At 69.8% G+C, this 17048-nt stretch carries 13 protein-coding genes; 4 read left to right on the forward strand and 9 right to left on the reverse strand.

Annotation, left to right across the window (positions count from 1 at the left end; genetic code table 11):
• Nucleotides 1-88: 88 nt before the first annotated feature.
• Genes ABFX81_RS19975 through ABFX81_RS19985 form a run of 3 tightly spaced genes read left to right on the forward strand, consistent with a single transcriptional unit; the run spans nucleotide 89 to nucleotide 3002 of the window.
• Nucleotides 89-778 carry a TetR family transcriptional regulator gene (locus ABFX81_RS19975; protein WP_086848071.1) on the forward strand — a complete coding sequence of 230 codons (690 nt, stop codon included), beginning with the start codon at nucleotides 89-91 and terminating at the stop codon, nucleotides 776-778.
• On the forward strand, nucleotides 772-2037 hold the full coding sequence (locus tag ABFX81_RS19980; RefSeq protein WP_086848072.1) for an MFS transporter: 1266 nt from the start codon (nucleotides 772-774) through the stop codon (nucleotides 2035-2037). The genes ABFX81_RS19975 and ABFX81_RS19980 overlap by 7 nt, the downstream gene beginning before the upstream one ends.
• On the forward strand, nucleotides 2034-3002 hold the full coding sequence (locus ABFX81_RS19985) for an LLM class flavin-dependent oxidoreductase (RefSeq protein WP_086848073.1): 969 nt from the start codon (nucleotides 2034-2036) through the stop codon (nucleotides 3000-3002). Before ABFX81_RS19980 ends, ABFX81_RS19985 begins: the two co-directional genes overlap by 4 nt.
• Nucleotides 3003-3344: 342 nt before the next feature.
• Here the strand turns inward: ABFX81_RS19985 and ABFX81_RS19990 are convergent, their stop codons facing one another.
• Entirely contained in the window at nucleotides 3345-4466 is a 1122-nt protein-coding gene (locus tag ABFX81_RS19990) for a PP2C family protein-serine/threonine phosphatase (protein ID WP_346138420.1), read from the reverse strand.
• Nucleotides 4467-4666: 200 nt separating this feature from the next.
• Between ABFX81_RS19990 and ABFX81_RS19995 the strand changes: the two genes are divergently transcribed.
• Entirely contained in the window at nucleotides 4667-7420 is a 2754-nt protein-coding gene (locus tag ABFX81_RS19995) for a SpoIIE family protein phosphatase (RefSeq protein WP_346138421.1), read from the forward strand.
• A 128-nt stretch (nucleotides 7421-7548) separates the two neighbouring features.
• On the opposite strand, the gene ABFX81_RS20000 is transcribed toward ABFX81_RS19995, so the two are convergent.
• The 8 genes from ABFX81_RS20000 to ABFX81_RS20035 form a co-directional block, all read right to left on the reverse strand.
• Complete coding sequence (locus ABFX81_RS20000) at nucleotides 7549-9267, reverse strand: acyl-CoA dehydrogenase family protein (RefSeq protein ID WP_346138422.1); 1719 nt, start codon at nucleotides 9265-9267, stop codon at nucleotides 7549-7551.
• 80 nt (nucleotides 9268-9347) lie between these two features.
• Nucleotides 9348-9914, reverse strand: a complete 567-nt coding sequence (locus ABFX81_RS20005; RefSeq protein ID WP_346138423.1) for a PadR family transcriptional regulator — start codon at nucleotides 9912-9914, stop codon at nucleotides 9348-9350.
• 267 nt (nucleotides 9915-10181) lie between these two features.
• Complete coding sequence (locus tag ABFX81_RS20010) at nucleotides 10182-11555, reverse strand: NtaA/DmoA family FMN-dependent monooxygenase (RefSeq protein ID WP_086852714.1); 1374 nt, start codon at nucleotides 11553-11555, stop codon at nucleotides 10182-10184.
• A gap of 22 nt (nucleotides 11556-11577) precedes the next feature.
• A complete protein-coding gene (locus ABFX81_RS20015) occupies nucleotides 11578-12786 on the reverse strand; it encodes an LLM class flavin-dependent oxidoreductase (RefSeq protein ID WP_086852712.1) in 1209 nt (402 codons plus the stop codon).
• A 67-nt stretch (nucleotides 12787-12853) separates the two neighbouring features.
• Complete coding sequence (locus ABFX81_RS20020) at nucleotides 12854-14122, reverse strand: vanadium-dependent haloperoxidase (RefSeq protein WP_346138424.1); 1269 nt, start codon at nucleotides 14120-14122, stop codon at nucleotides 12854-12856.
• Nucleotides 14123-14197: 75 nt separating this feature from the next.
• On the reverse strand, nucleotides 14198-15181 hold the full coding sequence (locus tag ABFX81_RS20025; RefSeq protein ID WP_086854333.1) for a transporter substrate-binding domain-containing protein: 984 nt from the start codon (nucleotides 15179-15181) through the stop codon (nucleotides 14198-14200).
• Between the two features lie 33 nt (nucleotides 15182-15214).
• Complete coding sequence (locus ABFX81_RS20030) at nucleotides 15215-16021, reverse strand: amino acid ABC transporter ATP-binding protein (RefSeq protein ID WP_346138425.1); 807 nt, start codon at nucleotides 16019-16021, stop codon at nucleotides 15215-15217.
• On the reverse strand, nucleotides 16018-17040 hold the full coding sequence (locus tag ABFX81_RS20035; RefSeq protein ID WP_086854332.1) for an ABC transporter permease subunit: 1023 nt from the start codon (nucleotides 17038-17040) through the stop codon (nucleotides 16018-16020). The genes ABFX81_RS20030 and ABFX81_RS20035 overlap by 4 nt, the downstream gene beginning before the upstream one ends.
• Nucleotides 17041-17048 lie beyond the last annotated feature (8 nt).

Genomic DNA, 17048 nt, shown 5'->3' on the forward strand with positions numbered 1-17048 from the left:
GGGGGCCGCGTTACGAGCGCTGCCCAAGGACGTGCGGTGGCACGGCGAGCAACATTCAAGTCCGCCACCGAGGTGGCAGGATGGAAATATGTCGATCACGCGTCCCCGCCAAGGCAGACCCCGGCACGCGCCGCCGTCCGACCCTGACGCCTCCGCCCGGGAACAGATCCTCGACGCCGCGGGCGCGCTCTTCGCCGAACGCGGGATCGCCAGCACGAGCACCCGGATGATCGCCGAACGGGTGGGCATCAGGCAGGCCTCCCTTTACTACCACTTCGCCACCAAGGAAGAGATCCTCGCCGAGCTGCTGGCCACTTCCGTGCGGCCCAGTCTCCATATGGTGGAGCGGATCCAGGCACTGGTGCCCGAGCGGGCGACTCCGGCCGCGGCGCTCTACGCGGTGGCCGCGATGGATGTACGCACCCTCTGCCGCACTCCGTACAACATCGGCACGCTCTATCTGCTGCCGGAGGTGCGGGCCGAGCGTTTCGACGCCTTCCGAGCCGAGCGGGGCCGCCTGCAGGAGAGCTACGGCACTCTCGGCGCCCAGGCGGCGGCCGAGGGCGTCGCCGGCAGCGTGCCGGCCGACCGGATCGGCGAACTGCTGATCCAGTTGGTCGAGGTCGTCATTCAGATACGGCGTTCTCGTGAGCCGGAAGCGGCCGACACCGATGTCATCGCGTCGTCGTGCCTGCGGCTGTGCGGGCTCGGCGAGTCTGAGGTGGCCGCCGCCAGGGACGAGTCACGGGTCCTGCTGAGCCGAGTTCCCCCTTGGTAGACCGCGCCGTACGCCGACGCCGTCGAGCTTTGTTCCTCTTGTTCTTCCTTCCGGGCATCGCCATGTCGTCCTGGGTGACGCGCACCCCCGATGTCCGCGATCAACTGGGCTTGTCCACCGGTCAGATGGGGCTGGTCCTGTTCGGTCTGTCCATCGGTTCCATGATCGGCATCCTGTGTTCCGGCCGTTTCGTGTCCCGGTTCGGCACCCGGCCGGTCATCGCGCTCGGCACGCTCCTGATCATCACGGGCACGGTCGTCATCGGTACGGGCAGCGCCGTGCGGTCGGCACCCCTGGTCACCGCGGGACTGTGCCTGTTCGGCGCGGGCATGGGCGGGGGCGAAGTGGCGGTCAACGTGGACGGCGCCGACGTGGAGCGCATCACCGGGACCGCGGTGCTGCCCACGCTGCACGGTTGCTTCAGCCTGGGCACGGTCATCGGGGGGTCGGCCGGAATGGCGGCCACCGCCGTCGCGTTCCCCGTCCACTGGCATCTGACCGTGATCGCCCTGGTCGCCACGGGGATGCTGGTCCACGCCCTTCGTGCCGTTCCCGCCGGTATCGGCATCAGCACCGCGCCGTCGACGCCGGGGCCGGGGCCGGTTTCGGGGCAACCATCCAAGCCGCAGGTGTGGAAGGACCGGAAACTGCTGCTGATCGGCGCCATCGTGCTGGCCATGGCGCTGGCCGAGGGCGCCGCCAACGACTGGCTGCCGCTGCTCATGGTCGACGGCCACGGCCTTGACGCCGCGATGGGCTCGCTCGTCTTCGTGGGGTTCGCGGCGGCGATGACCCTGGGCCGTTTCAGCGGCAGCTTCTTCCTCAGTCGTTTCGGGCGGGCCGCTGTCGTGCGCGCGAGCGCCGTCTCCGGTGCCGTCGGACTCCTCCTGGTCATCTTCTCCGACAACGCCGTCATAGCGGCAACAGCCGTACTGTTTTGGGGGCTTGGAGCCTCCCTCGGTTTCCCGGTGGCTCTGTCGGCGGCGGGGGACTCAGGTCCCGACCAGACCGCCCGCGTCTCGCTGGTCGCCGTCATCGGCTACGTCGCCTTCCTCGTGGGGCCGCCCGCCCTCGGGTTCCTGGGCGACCACTACGGGCTGCGCTCGGCCATGGTGGTGGTCCTGGTGTTCGTGGCCGCCGCCATCCTCATCGCTCCCGCCGCCGACACCCGTGACCGCGCCGCCGCCACGGTGGACCCGGCCCAGCGCACGCGCCCCAGCACAACTCCCGCAGGACAACACCAAGGAGACCGCTCATGAGCCCGCAGGAAGCGTCCGGCACGATCGGCGTCCTCCTCCCCCGCGACATCCCCCAAGCCGACGTCATCGCCTTCGCGCAGGAAGCAGACGCCTACGGCTTCGACGAACTGTGGGTCGTCGAAGACCTCGGCTACCGCGGAGGGCTTGTCCAGGCCGCCACCGTGCTGGCCTGCACCCGCCGGATCCGCGTCGGAGTCGGGCTGCTGCCCGCCGCGGCCCGCAACGTCGCCTTCGCCGCGATGGAAGTGGCCACTCTCGCCCAACTCCACCCGGGCCGCCTCGACATCGCGGTCGGACACGGCATGCCCGACTGGATGCGCAGCGTCGGAGCCTGGCCGGCCAGCCCTCTGACATTGCTGGGCGAGTACATCCACACGCTCAAGACACTGCTGGCAGGTCGGCCGGCCGATACGGACGGCCGCTACATCCGGCTCGACGGACTACGCCTGGACCCATCGGCGCTGCCCGAGCACGCCCCCGACATCTTCGCCGGCGTTCGCGGCCCCAAGTCGCTCGCCCTCGCCGGTGAAGTGGCCGACGGCACCCTGCTCGCCGAGCCGGTATCACCCGAGTACGTCCGCCAAGCCCTCACCAGCATCAACCCGCGGCGCCCGCACCGGATCACCGCCTACAACATCACCGTCGTCGACGACGACCCGCACAACGCCCTCTCCGCGGCACGGCCCGCCCTGCAACCCCTGGGCGATCCCGACTGGGCGCCCCACATCGTCCCCCTCGGCTTCCATGACGAGCTCGCCGCGCTGCGCCACACCAGCAAGAGCGCCCAGGAGTTCGCTCAGGCGATACCCGAGGAGTGGGCACAACGGTTGACCCTGACGGGCACCCCCGACCAGGTCCGTGCCCGCGTACAAGACCTCTTCGAGTCAGGCGTCACAACCACCGTGCTCGGCCCGGTCGGCCCCGACTACCGGTCCGCGCTCGCCAGTCTGGCCGAGATCCTCTGACAAAGCCGCAGCTTTGTCGTGAGGGGCGGGCGGGATGCTCACGCTGGTCGTCAGTGCCGGGGACGGCCTCGTTGGTGCTCCGAGCCGACACCCTGACAGCCACAGCCTTCGCGGACGGGTCGGACACCACGGCGGCATCCGACCGTGAACCCGATGGGCGTTCTGTCGTGGCGGTCCCGATGCCCTCCCCCGCGACCGCTCCCCCACTCCCCGCCAGCCTCAAACGCATCGTCACCGCAGCCTCATCGTCACCCCCAGCCTCATCGGCACCACCATCGAGGGGTACGACCTCATTCGGCCAAAAACCAGGACCTGCGGTTTCCGGCATGCGGACACGAAGGCTCAGGCCTCGATGCCCGCGGTTCCCCGATCCTGCGCGTTGGAGGACCTCAGCGCGAGGGCCGCGATGTCGTCGTCGAGCCTTCCGCCGCTGTGCTGCAGCAGAGCCCGGTGCAGCTGGTCGAGCAGCTCGCGGGGCTGCTCCAGGCCCCGCCGCCGCATCCAGTCCGGCAGCGGGAAGAATTCGCCCGCGTGGTCCCGGGCCTCCGATACGCCGTCCGTGTAGAGCAGCAGCTGGTCCCCCGGGGCGAAAGCGACGACGTCGACCCAGTAACGGTCACCGATGAGCGCTGCGAGGTTGAGAGGCGGGGAGGCGATGGTCGGGACCAGGACCCGGACCTTTCCGTGATGCGCGATCAGCGGCGGGGGATGCCCGCAGTTGAGAAGTCGTACGTAGCCGCCGTCGTGCGGGATCTCGGCGAGGAGTGCAGTGGCGAAGTGCTCGGGCTGGTCCTGGGCCGGAAACGCAGCGCTGTGGCGCGTGACGGCGGTCTCGAGACGGTGGATGATGCCCTGCAGGTCGGGCTCGTCGTAAGCGGCCTCTCTGAAGCAACTGATCACCGCCGAGGCCGCCCCCACCGCGGACAGGCCCTTGCCCCGTACGTCGCCGATGAGCAGCCGGACCCCGTGCGGTGTACCGATCGCCTCGTAGAAGTCACCGCCGATCCGGGCCTGCTCCTGGGCCGCCAGGTACAGCGACTCGATCTCGATGCCCTCGATGCGGCGTGGCAGCGGGCGCAGCAGCACCTTCTGGGCCGCGTCGGCGACGAGCCGGATCTGGAAGAGCATTTCCTCACGCTGGAGTCGGACATGACTCCCGTATGCGGCTGCCAGGGTGACGGCGACGATCGCGGCCGCCGAGTACTGCGTCCCCAGATCGGTGTAGAAGAAGCTGAGGACGATCATGAGCAGCAGGCAGAACGCCCCCAACAGGATCGTGGGGAGCACGGGCCACATCGCGGCGGCAAGGGCGGGTGCGGCGGGCAGAAGGCGGCTGAAGGCGATCTCCCTGGGCGTGGAGAACGCCAGGCCGGCGATGAGGGCGGTCAGGATGAGGGGTGACAGCCGGGCAGCTTCCCATCGGCCGCTGTAGGCGGGGCGACGGCGCCACAGCCGTGCAGACATGATCACAAAATGCATAATATCGGCCTAATCGGACATCCGGCGCGGAAGGATCATGCGCTGCACGCGAGAAATGCGCACCGGACGGCCACGCCCGGAGGAGCCGAGGCGATGCAGCGCATGCCGCCCGGGCATCCGAGGTCAGCCGGGCGCGGGTCGGCCGAACCCTGGCCCCTCGGGATCACCGATGCTAAAAAGGTCGCATGGCGAATCCTTTCGCCCGTTTTCGACACCTATCAGCCAAGCGCCTCCTCAGCAAGGGCACGCGGAGCGTGGCCGGGCAGGTGCTGGTTTTCCAGGTCGCTCTGGTGGTGCTGCTCGTGGCCTGCGGCGTCTTCGCCCTCATCCTGCAGTCGGAGCGGGACTCCAGCGCCGAGGCCAGGCGACGCTCCACGGCCGTGGCACAGACCTACGCGCACTCACCAGGCGTCCTGGCGGCATTGCAGACCCCGGATCCGAGCAAGATTCTCCAGCCGCTCACCGAGGCGGCACGCCGGGCCGCCGGCGTCGATTTCATCGTGGTCATGGACACCGACGGCATCCGGTACACGCACCCCCTGCCGGACCGAATCGGAAAGCGGTTCGTGGGCGAGATCGGGCCGCCGCTGGCGGGAAAGGTCTACGTGGAGAGCGTCGACGGCCCGCTCGGTCGCGAGGTGCAGGCCACGGTCCCGATCGAGAACGCCGACAGCCGTGTGGTGGCCCTGGTCTCGGCCGGGATGAAGGTCGAGAACGTCGAAAGTCAGTTGGCCCGGCAACTACCGATCATCCTGGGCGCCGGGGCCGCAGCGCTCGCGCTGTCCATCGGTGTGACGGCACTGGTGGGCAAGCGGCTGCGACGCCAGACACACAGCCTGGCCCCGGACGAGATGACCCTGATGTACGAGCACCACGACACGGTGCTCCACTCCGTTCGGGAAGGGGTACTGATCGTGGCCGCAGACGGGCAGCTGATGCTGGCGAACGACGAGGCCAGACGCCTGCTGGAGCTGCCCCCCGACGTCGAGGGGCAGCCCGTCTCGGAGCTGCCGGGCCTCGATCCCGAGACGAAGGCGCTGCTCGCCTCCGGGCGTGAGGCCACCGACGAGGTGCACCTCGCGGGCGAGCGGCTGCTCGCGGTCAACCAACGGCCCACGGACTTCGGAGGAGGCCCTGAGGGGACGGTGGTGACCCTGCGCGACTCCACCGAGCTGCAGGCGGTGACCGGCAGGGCGGAGGTGGCACGGGAGCGGCTCAGGCTGCTGTACGACGCGGGACTCCGCATCGGTACCACTCTGGACGTGCTGCGCACCGCCGACGAGTTGGCGCAGGTCCCGATTCCTCGCTTCGCGGACTTCGTCACCGTGGACCTGGCCGATGCCGTCCTGCACGGCGAGGAGCCGGCCCTCACGGCGACGGACATGCGACGCGCGGCCGTGTGCGGCGTTCAGGACGACCATCCGCTCTCCGAACAGGGCCGGCTCTTCGACTACCTTCCCGCCACGCCCCAGGCGCGCGGCTACGGCAGCGGCCGGTCCCAGTTGGTGAGCGATCTGCCGGCCGCCACGGGCTGGCGCGTGCAGGACCCCGAGCGCGCCAAGGCGATCATCGACCACGGCATCCACTCGCTCATCAGCGCCCCCATCCAGGCCCGTGGCGTCGTGCTGGGCATGGCCAATTTCTGGCGCGCGCAGCAGCATGAGCCCTTCGACGAAGAGGATCTGTCGCTGGCGGAGGAGCTGGTGGCCCGTGCCGCGATAAGCATCGACAATGCCCGCCGTTACACCCGCGAGCACGCTCTGGCAGTCACCCTCCAGCGCAGCCTGCTGCCACAGGCCATGCCGGAGCAGAACGCCCTCGACATCGCCTACCGCTACCTCCCCGCCCAGTCGGGCGTAGGCGGAGACTGGTTCGACGTGATCCCCCTGCCGGGGAGCCGGGTGGCACTGGCCGTCGGCGATGTGGTCGGCCACGGCCTGCACGCCGCCGCCACGATGGGACGGCTGCGAACCGCGGTGCACAACTTCTCCGCCCTCGATCTGCCACCCGACGAACTGCTGAGCCATCTGGACGACCTGGTCGGGCGCATCGACCAGAACGAGACGGCGGAGAGCGCAGCGGGCGTCGTGGGCGCCACCTGCCTGTACGGGATCTACGACCCCGTGACGCGCCACTACGTCATGGCGCGTGCGGGGCATCTGGCGCCCGCGCTGGTCCAGCCTGACGGAACCGTCACCTTCCCGGACGTGCCGGCCGGTCCGCCCCTGGGCCTCGGCGGCATGCCGTTCCAGACCGCGGAGCTGTACCTCGCGGAGGGAACCCAGCTCGTCCTGTACACCGACGGACTCATCGAGGACCGCAGACGCGACCTGGACGTGGGAATGGAAATCCTGCGCGACGCGCTGACGGGCCACTCCGGCCGGCCGCCCGAGGAGACCTGCCAGGACGTGCTGGACCGCCTGCTCCCCGATCGTCCCAAGGACGACGTCGCCCTGCTCGTCGCCCGCACTCGGGTACTGCCGCGCGACCGCATCGCCGACTGGGATGTACCAGCGGACCCGGCCGCCGTCTCGGGTATGCGCGACGCTGTGTCCCGAAGGCTCGAAGCCTGGGGCCTGTCAGAGTTCGGCTTCACCATGGAGCTGATCCTGAGCGAGCTCATCACCAACGCCATCCGCTACAGTGCCGGGCCGATCCACGTGCGGCTGATCCGCGACCGCACGCTGATCTGCGAGGTGGCCGACGGCAGCAGCACCTCACCGCATCTGCGGTACGCCGCGACGACGGACGAGGGAGGCCGGGGCCTGTTCCTGGTGTCGCAGATGGCTGAGCGCTGGGGCACCCGGTACACCCCGCAGGGCAAGGTGATCTGGGCCGAACAGGCCCTGCCAGAGGCCAGCCGGCAGCCCGTCCCGACAGCGGCCGACTGGGACACACCCCCGGACGAAGAGGCAGCCGACCCGCAGACCCTGACATGAGGGCGGCGGCGATCAGGTGATGACGTGTGGCCCTCCGCGCGGCAGGTCGCGCAGAGGGCCACGGTGCGAGCGTCACTGCTCCCGGGAGCCCTGACCGTCACATGTCGACGAGCCCGCTGGGCGGACTGTCACGGCGCCATCTCGTACGCCCCGGACAGTGCCTCCACACGCTCCCAGACCCGTCCCGAACGCGCTTCGTCGACGACGGGGCGCCGGACGGCACCGAGCGCCCAGCGCTGCTGATCCACCGTGGCGGAGTCCTTGCCGTGCAGTTCGACGGCGAAGGCCGAGAAGTCGCGGACGAGCACGGAGAACAGCTCGTCGAGCACATCCTCGTCCAGGTCCGTCAGGCGGGCCTGCTCCAGGATCAGCTGCCCGTGCACCACCAGCGCGAACAGCTGGCCGACGGCGAGAAGAAGATCGAGGTCGCGGCTCTGCTCCTCGTCCGGGGCTGCGGTGGCGACGAACTCGCACAGGGCGTCGGCCTGCTCCCGGAAGCGGGCGACGTTCGGCACACCGGCGTATGCGTCGTAGGCGGGACGCCAGTCATGGAAGCGTACGGCGCCGAGGCCACGGGCCGGTCCCTGCTCGAAGAGGAACGTGTCGTCGGCCGCGTCGAGGCGGGTCGGTACGGCCGCGAACTCGGCCGGGTGCAGGAGGTGGTTGCGCATGAACTTGAGGATCAGCGCGAGGTTGACGTGGACCGTGCCTTCGAGCTTGGGCAGCCCCCGGATCTCGACGGCTGCCTGGGCGAAATAGGTGTCCTTCTCGAAGCCCTTGGCGGCGATCACGTCCCACATCAGGTCGATGACCTTCTCGCCCTCCGTGGTCACCTTCATCTTCGTCATCGGGTTGAAGAGCAGGTAACGGCGGTCGTCCGGCGAGGCGGAGCGGAAGTAGTCGACGGCGCGGTCGCTGAACAGCTTCATGCCGACCAGGCGGACGTACGCGTCGGCCAGCTCGCGGCGCACGTGCGGGAAGGCGGTGACGGGGCGGCCGTACAGGATGCGGTTGTGCGCGTGGGTCACCGCCTCGTACATCGCGTGCTCGCAGATGCCGATCGAGGCGGTGCAGAGGTTGAACTTGCCGACGTTGACGGTGTTGAGGGCGGCGTCGAAGGCGGCGCGGCCCGTGTGCAGGACGTCCTCCGGGCCCACCGGGTAGTCCTCGAGGCGGAACTCGCTGACGTACTTCGAGGAGTCCACGACGTTCTTGACGAGGTGATAGGCCGGGTGGCGGCTGTCGACGGCGAAGAAGACGTAGCCGTCCGGGCCCTCGATGTCGGCGCGTCGGCCGAAGACCGAGACGAGCCCGGCGGCATTGCCGTTGCCGATGTAGTACTTGGAACCCGTCGCCCTGAAGCCGCCGTTGCCGTCCGGCGTCAGCAGCATGTCGGTGGAGTAGATGTCGGCGCCATGGGTCTTCTCGGAGAGGCCGAAGGCGAACACCTCACCCTGCGCGAGGAGTTCCGCCGCGCGGGTACGCGCTGCGGCGTTGTCGCTCTGCCAGACCGGCCCGAGACCGAGGATGGTCACCTGCCATGCGTACCAGTAGTCGAGACCGTAGAACCCGAAGATCTCGTTGAGGGCGGCGATCCGGGCCGTGTCCCAGCGCTGGTCCTCGTGTCCGGCGGCGGACCCCGGGGTGAGGAAGGTGGCGAACAGCCCCTCCTTGGCTGCGAACGCGAGGAAGTCCGCCAGCCAGGCGCGGGAGCGGTAGTCCTCGATGAGCCTGCGCTTGCCGCGGTCCTCGAACCAGTCGACGGTGGCACGCAGCAACCTGCGGGTGTCGGGGTCGAAGTGCGCCGGGTCGTAGGTACGGGGGTTGAAGAGGAGGGGGTCGGCCATGTGGGTCCGCCTTCCGAGGGTTGAGGGTGGAGGGTGCAGGTCTGAAGGTCGCGGGGTGCGGGGCGGCGGTGGCCGGCAGGTCAGACGTGCGGGGGTGACGTGCCGAGCCGGCGGAGGGTGGCGAGTACGTCGTCGAGCCAGGCGATCGTCATCCGCTCGTACGCGATGCCGCCACGCAGCACGACGTGCTGCAGTTCCTGACCGGCGTCGAGCGGGGTGGGAGCCGCCGGGCCGGTGAAGTCGCGCAGCTCCCCGGCCAGATAGTGGGCGAGCCGGTCGATGTGCACCTGGCGGTGCCGTTCGACCTCGCGGATCAGCACGGACGGGTCGTCGAAGGCCGCGCCGCGGATCTTCACCGCGAGTTCGTGCCGCATGCTCTCGGGCTGGATCGATTCGTGCAGCCACTGAGAGAGGGCGGCGCGGCCGGGGCCTACGACGGAGTAGACCTTCTTGTCCGGTCGGCTCTGCTGCGACAGCTCACGGACGGCGAGCAGGCCCTCGCTCTCCATGCGCCTGAGAACGCGGTAGATCTGCTGGTGTGTGGCGGTCCAGAAGTATCCGATGGACCGCTCGAACCGCCGGGCCAGCTCATAACCGGAGCCCGGCTTCTCCAGCAGGGAGACGAGGATCGCGTGCTCGAGTGCCATGACTCGATCCTCATATGCAACTCGTTGCATAGCCAAGTGACGCTGCCCAGGTGAGACAGGGCTCACGCGGGGCGGCGGTAACGACCCACCCGTTCGACCTGCGCGCGAGAGGCCCGGCGGCGGTCTCCCGCGCGCCGGGCCTCCCCTCATCTCCGGCTCCACGCCTCCGCGAGCAGCTGGTACGACCTCACCCGGTCGGCGTGGTCGTGGGTGCGAAAGCCGGTGATCGGATCCGGGCATGCACGATCAGGGTGATCGCGAGGAACTTCACGACGCCACCCGTTCGTCACGGACGTCGTCCGGGTGCGCGAGGCCGAGGTGGTGGCGCAGAGTCGTGCCCTCGTACTCGGTGCGGAACACGCCCTGTTCCTGGAGCAACGGGACGACCTTGTCGGCGAACTCGTCCAGGCCGGTCGGGGTGATGTGCGGCACGAGGATGAAACCGTCACTGGCGTCGGCCTGCACGTACTCGTTGACGGTACGGGCGATCGTCTCCGCCGATCCGATGAAGTTCTGCCGGTTGCCGGTCTCGATGACCAGCTCGCGGATCGACCAGTTGTTCGCGGCGGCGAGCTCGCGCCACTCGCGGGCGGTGGCCAGGGGGTCCCGGTACATGCGGACCTGGGCGCGGCCCTTGGAGATGTGGTGGTCGCCGACGTCCGGGTCGATGTCGGGGAGCGGCCCGTCCGGGTCGTAGGAGGACAGGTCCCGGTTCCAGACGAATTCCAGATGCTTGATGGCGGTGGCGCCGCTGACCTGCTGGCGGCGCACCACCTTGGCCAGCTCCTCCGCCTCGGCGTCGGTGTCGGCGAGCGTGAAGGTGGCGGCGGGCAGGATCAGCAACTGGTCGGGGCGGCGGCCGTACTTGGCGAGCCGGTTCTTGACGTTCGTGTAGAAGGCCTGCCCCGCCTCCGGCGTCGCGTACCGGCTGAAGATCGCGTCCGCGCTCTGCGCGGCGAACTCGCGCCCCTCCTCGGAGTCGCCGGCCTGGAAGATCACCGGGCGGCCCTGCGGCGAGCGCGGGACATTGAACTGCCCGTGGATGTCGAAGTGCTGTCCCGTGTGGACGAAGGCCCCGGCCTTGGCATCGCGCAGAAAGGTGCCGGTCTCCTGGTCGGCGAGGATCTCGTCGCCGCGCCAGGAGTCGAAGAGTTCGTTCGCCGTGGCCAGGAACTCCTTGGCGCGGGAGTAGCGCTCCTCCTGGGGCAGGAATCCGCCGCGACGGAAGTTCTCACCGGTGAAGGCGTCCCAGGAGGTGACGACGTTCCAGGCGGAGCGGCCGCCGGAGAGGTGGTCGAGACCGGCGAACTGGCGGGCCACCTCGTAGGGCTCGTTGAAGGTGGAGTTGATGGTTCCGGTGAGGCCGATGTGCTCGGTGACGGCGGCGAGCGCGGCGAGGACGGTGAAGGTGTCGGGGCGGCCGACGACGTCCAGGTCGTAGATCTTTCCGCCCTGTTCACGGAGCCTGAGTCCCTCGGCGAGGAACAGGAAGTCGAACTTGGCGCGTTCGGCGGTGCGCGCGAAGTGCGCGAAGGAGCTGAACTCGATGTGGCTGCCGGCCCGGGGGGCGCTCCACACGGTGGTGTTGTTGACGCCGGGGAAGTGGGCGGCCAGGTGGATCTGCTTCAACGGCTTGCTCATGGTCGTGGTCGTTCCCTCCGGCTCAGGTGGTGGCAGCGGCATAGCGGTTGGCGGGGCGCGCCAGGCCCAGCAGGCCGCGCAGGGTGTCGGCCTCGTAGGCACGGCGGAAGACGCCCCGGCGCTGAAGCTCGGGGACCAGACCGCGGGTGATCGCCGGGAGGTCGTGGCCTGCGACGGCGGGGCGCAGCCGGAATCCGCTCAGCCCGGCGCTGTGCAACTCCTGGAGCAGATCGGCGAGGCTGGAGGGCGTGCCGGCGAAGATGAGGGCGTCACTTGTGTACGGCTGTGCCGCGAGCGCGTCGAGCCGTTCCCGGCGGGCGGTGGCGGCGGCCGGGTCGTCGTCGAGGAAGACCACCAGGTCGCCGAAGACGTGCAGAGGTTCGGCGGCTCGCCCCGCCGCGTCCTGCTCGGCACGGATCCGGGCGACGATCGCGCGGGCCTCGTCGGCGTCGTACGGGGTGACGTAACCGATGTCGGCGGCGCGGGCCACGAGCCGGTACGGAACGGTGTCATGGGCCAGGGCGCTGACGACCGGCTGGCCCTGCGGCGGCCGGGGCGTGATCGAGGGGCCCTTGACGCTGAAGTGTCCTCCCTCGAAGTCGATGTAGTGCAGCTTGTCCCGGTCGATGAAGCGGCCATTGGCGGCGTCCCGGATCTCGGCGTCGTCCTCCCAGCTGTCCCAGAGGCGGCGCACCACCTCCACGTAGTCGGCGGCCTCGTCGAAGAGCTCGGTCACCACTTCCCGAGCGGCGGGGCTGTCGTAGGCATCGATGCGCGGGATGGTGCGGCGGCCGAAGTGCGCGGCCTCGTTCGGGCGGGCGGTGATCTGCACGCGCAGGCCGGCGCGGCCGGCGCTGACGTAATCGAGGGTGGCGATCGCCTTGGAGATGTGGAACGGCTCCGTGTGGGTGGCGACCACCGTCGGCACCAGACCTATATGCCGGGTCAACGGGGCGACGCGCGAGGCGACGAGGACGGCGTCGAGGCGGCCGCGCACCTGGTCGTTGCGCTCGTCCGGGTCCAGGAAGTGGGAGGACTGCGGGCCGAGACCGTCCTCTATGGTCACGAAGTCGAGCAGACCGCGCTCGGCCTCCGCGACCAGGTCGGCCCAGTATGCGGCGGTGAACAGGTCCCTGGGACGGGCCACCGGCTCGCGCCAGGAGGCGGGATGCCAGCCGGTGCCGTCCAGGGCGACGGCAAGGTGCAGGGAAGAAGCGGGGGTTGAGGACACGAGTGGGTGCCTTCCTGAATGAGGCGCGTGGCCAGGCCGCGGCCGCGATGGTCCGGGTTGGTGCCGCTCACAGCGTGCCGAACAGGCGCTCGGCGTTGCGCAGGGCGTGCGTCGCGACCCGCTCGCCGAGGACGAGACCGGCCTCGTCGGCCGAGCGGGTGTGAATGCCGGAGTACACGCGGGCATCCGCGTTCTCCCGGGACAGCCGGCTCCAGGCCGTGTACGTCCGGGTCACTCCGGGAGCCGTGGGGCTGGTCAGCTTGAAAGGCGCCGTGCGCGGCCCGACGAGCGCCGAGAGGACCGCTTCCGCGGCGCCCGAGTACGTGTTGTGGCCGCTGGGGTAGTCGGGATGGGCCGGTGTGGTGTGCAGCGGTGTCCATGCGGGGTCGGGGTCGATCGAACCGGCACGGATGGCCGTGACCGGGCGCCACCGCAGATAGGCGTACTTGGTGTCGGAGGTGGCGATCTGCGTGTCCACCAGGGCGATGTGGAACAGGGCCACCAGCCTGGCCCGTCCGGCGCTGGACTGCGGTGACCGGGCGAGGGCCACCCGCAGTGGCTCGGTGTACAGCGTCAGTGAGGAGCCGAGCCAGAAGTCGGCGGTCTCTGTCTGTTTCTCCGTGCGTACGGTGCTGTCCACCGCCCCGTATGCACGGACTTCGGCCAGGTCGGCGCGGTAACGCGCGGAGTCCAGGGCGGGCGGGGCGGGCAGACGGTACTGGTCGGGGCTGTCCAGCAGGAAGGGACGGGCGAGCCGGTTCCCGTACTGCGCGGCCGGGGCGTAGGCGGGCGGGGTCGGCTGCCACACTCCGGGGGCCGCCGGCGGGACGGTGAACGGCGCGTCGACCGAGGCCGGGTCGAGGCCGTCACCCTGGCGGGCGGCGAGCACCAGCCGCGCCTGCCGGGCACCGGCCGCCACGCCCTTCGACTCGGCCGGTCCGTCGGGGACGCCCACCAGCGTCGTGCGCAGTGCGGCGTCCAGTTCCTCAGTGCGGGAGGGGACCAGCGCCACCAGAGCGTCGTGCACGGCTGACGCCAGGGCCGCGTCCTGGAAGTCGCCCCGGTCGACGCCGGCCGGCACCGGCCGGGTGGCGCGGGCCGCCGCGAGCCAACTGACGGCCCAGGTCCGGCTGTTCGTGATCTGCGTCGGGGCGCCGCCTGCCGCGATGGTGGCCGCTGTCGTGTCGTACCAGTCGAGCACCACGGACGAACGCGGCTGTTCCTCCGCCCCGGCAGCCGCGGCGGACGGGACGGTGACGGAGGCGGCCAGCAGGACGGCCGAGCCCAGCGCCACCAGGGCGGGACGGACCGGATGACGGTTTCTGAATGGGTTCACGCGTACTCCTTCACTGACATGCTGTTGGGGCCCTGTTGAGTTCCGGGACTTGCACGCCCTCGCACCCTGCGACAGCTACGTGTTGGTCCTGGGCAGGCCGGGCGGGTTGATCTCCGACCTGGTCACGGCCTCGTCGGACAGGCCCCAGCGCTTCAGCACCTTCGCGTAGGTGCCGTTGTCGATGACGTGGTTGAGCGCGTCGGCGAGCGGCTTGGCGAGTCCGCTGTCCTTCTTGGTGGTGGCCGCGATGAGGCCCTGGAGGCGGGCGCCGGCGCCGGAGTACGTGCCGACGACCTCGGTCTTGCCGGTGGTGGCCGCGTGGTAGGCGGCGGTGGGGTTGGGACCGAGGTAGAGGTCGATGCGGCCGGACTGGAGAGCGAGGTAGGTGTCGCTGTCGTTCTGGTAGTACTTGATGTCCACCGGCTTCCGGCCGGCCTTCTTGTTCTCCGCCGACCACTCGATCAGCAGCTTCTCCTGGTTGGTGCCGCTGCTCACGGCGACGGTCTTGCCCGCCACGTCCTTCGGCCCTGTGACCTTCAGGCCGCTGCCCTCCTGCGCCTCGAAGGCCAGGTTGTCCTCGCGGTAGGTGGCGAAGTCGTACTTCTCCTTGCGTTCCTCGGTGACGGTGATGTTGCTGAAGCCGGCGTCGTACTTGGCGCTGTCGAGGCCGACGAAGATGTTCTCCCAGGAGACGGTGTTGATGTGCGCCTTCAGTCCGAGGACGTCGGCGACCAGGTGGGCGATGTCGGGCTCGACGCCGATGACGGTCTTGTTGTCGGTGGCGTAGAAGGTCAGCGGCGCGGCGGAGCCGGACGAGGCGACGAGTTCCAGGGTGCCTCTCTCGCGGATCTTCTCCGGGACCTCGGAGGCGATGGAGTCGACCTTGCCGGTGGTGACGCGGTTCTGGTCGGGGCTGATGTTGATCTTCGTCTTGCCGCCCGACTTGGCCGCGACCTCGGTCGTGCCGCCGTCGTCGGGGTTGGCGCAGGCGGCCAGGAGGAGGGCGCCGGCGAGTCCGAGCGCTGCGGTGGCGGTGCGGCGGGCGGCGAGGGTGGTCACAGTGGTGCTCCTTGCGGTCGTCAGGGGTGGCGGTCAGAGGACCTTGGAGAGGAAGGCGCGGGTGCGCTCGTGCTGCGGGGAGTCGAGTACGGCTGCGGGCGGGCCCTGCTCCACGACGGTTCCGCCGTCCATGAACACCACCGTGTCGGCGACCTCCCGGGCGAAGCCGATCTCGTGGGTCACGACGATCATCGTGGTTCCGGTGCGGGCCAGGTCCTTGATGACGTCGAGGACCTCGCCGACCAGTTCCGGATCGAGCGCCGAGGTGGGTTCGTCGAAGAGCAGCACCTTGGGTTCGAGGGCGAGTGCGCGCGCGATGGCGACGCGCTGTTGCTGGCCGCCGGAGAGCTGCCGGGGGTAGGCGTCGGTCCTGTCGGCGAGCCCGACCCGCTCCAGCAGCCGGCGGGCGGTCTCCTCCGCTTCCTTGCGCGGGCGGCGCAGCGCGGAGACGGGGGCCTCCACGAGGTTCTCCAGGACGGTCAGGTGCGGGAAGAGGTTGAAGTTCTGGAAGACGAACCCGATGTGGGTCCGCTGCTTGAGGACGTCCTTCTCCTTGAGCTCGTGCAGCTTGTTCCCGGAGCGGCGGTATCCGATGAGTTCACCGTCGATGCTGATCCAGCCGCGGTCGACCTTCTCCAGGTGGTTGATGGTGCGCAGCAGCGTGGACTTCCCGGAGCCGGACGGGCCGAGGACCACGGTGACCTCACCGGCGCGGACCCTCAGGTCGACGCCGCGCAGCACCTCCAACGGGCCGAAGTTCTTGTGGACACCGTGGACGTCCACCATCACGCCGTCCACCGTCGGCTTCGCGTCCTTGACTGCCACCGTCACGTCACTCATCGGCTGTCTCCCAAGGGCTTCAGGGGTACGACGGGCTGGTTGCGCCGGGCCGCCGCCGCGCGCAGGTCGCGTACGAAGCGCCGGGCGCGCTGGAGCGGGGTGGGCGGTGGGGTGCGGTTGGCGCCCCGGGCGTAGCGGCGTTCCACGTAGTACTGGGCGATCGACAGCAGGGAGGTGAGGACGACGTACCAGGCGGTGGCGACCAGCAGGAGCGGGATCACCCGGCCGTTGCGGCCGTAGATGACCTGCACCTGGTAGAAGAGCTCGCCGATGGACATCACGTAGACCACCGAGGTGCCTTTGAGCAGGCCGATGATCTCGTTGCCCGCAGTGGGCAGGATGGCGCGCATGGCCTGCGGGAGCACGATCCGGCGGATCTGCCGCAGCCGAGGGATGCCGAGCGCGGCTGCGGCCTCCAGTTGTCCGTGGTCGACGGCGATGACACCGCCGCGGACGATCTCGGCGGCGTAGGCGGCCTGATGCAGGGTCAGCCCGATGACGGCGGCGCCGATGGTGCCGATCAGGCTGTTGCTGTCGACGGACCAGAACACCGGCCCGAAGGGGATGCCGACGCCCAACTCCTCGTACAACGCACTGAGGTTGAACCAGAACACCAGCTGGACGATCATCGGGATCGACCGGAAGATCCAGATGTAGCTCCAGGCGACCGTCTGCAGCACCGGGCTGCGCGACAACCGCATGAAGGCCAGCACGGTTCCCAGGAGGAAGCCGAGAACCGTGGCGTAAGCGGTGAGCTGGAGGGTCACCCACACCGCCTGGACGATCGTCTCGGAGAAGACGTAGTCGCGGAAGACGTGCCACTCCCAGACGGGGTTGGTGGCCAGCCCGTGCACGAACTGGGCGACCAGCACGACCACGGCGACGGCCGCCGCCCAGCGGGCGTAGTGGCGGGCGGGTACGACCTTGGGCGAGGCCGGATCGTGCGGAGTGGGCGGCACTTGGGGGCCGGTGCCCGGGGTGGCCGCGCCGGGCGGCGCGGTGTCGGTTGTGGATGCCATCGTGATGT

Source organism: Streptomyces coeruleofuscus, from assembly GCF_039532725.1.
GTDB classification, from domain to species: domain Bacteria; phylum Actinomycetota; class Actinomycetes; order Streptomycetales; family Streptomycetaceae; genus Streptomyces; species Streptomyces coeruleofuscus.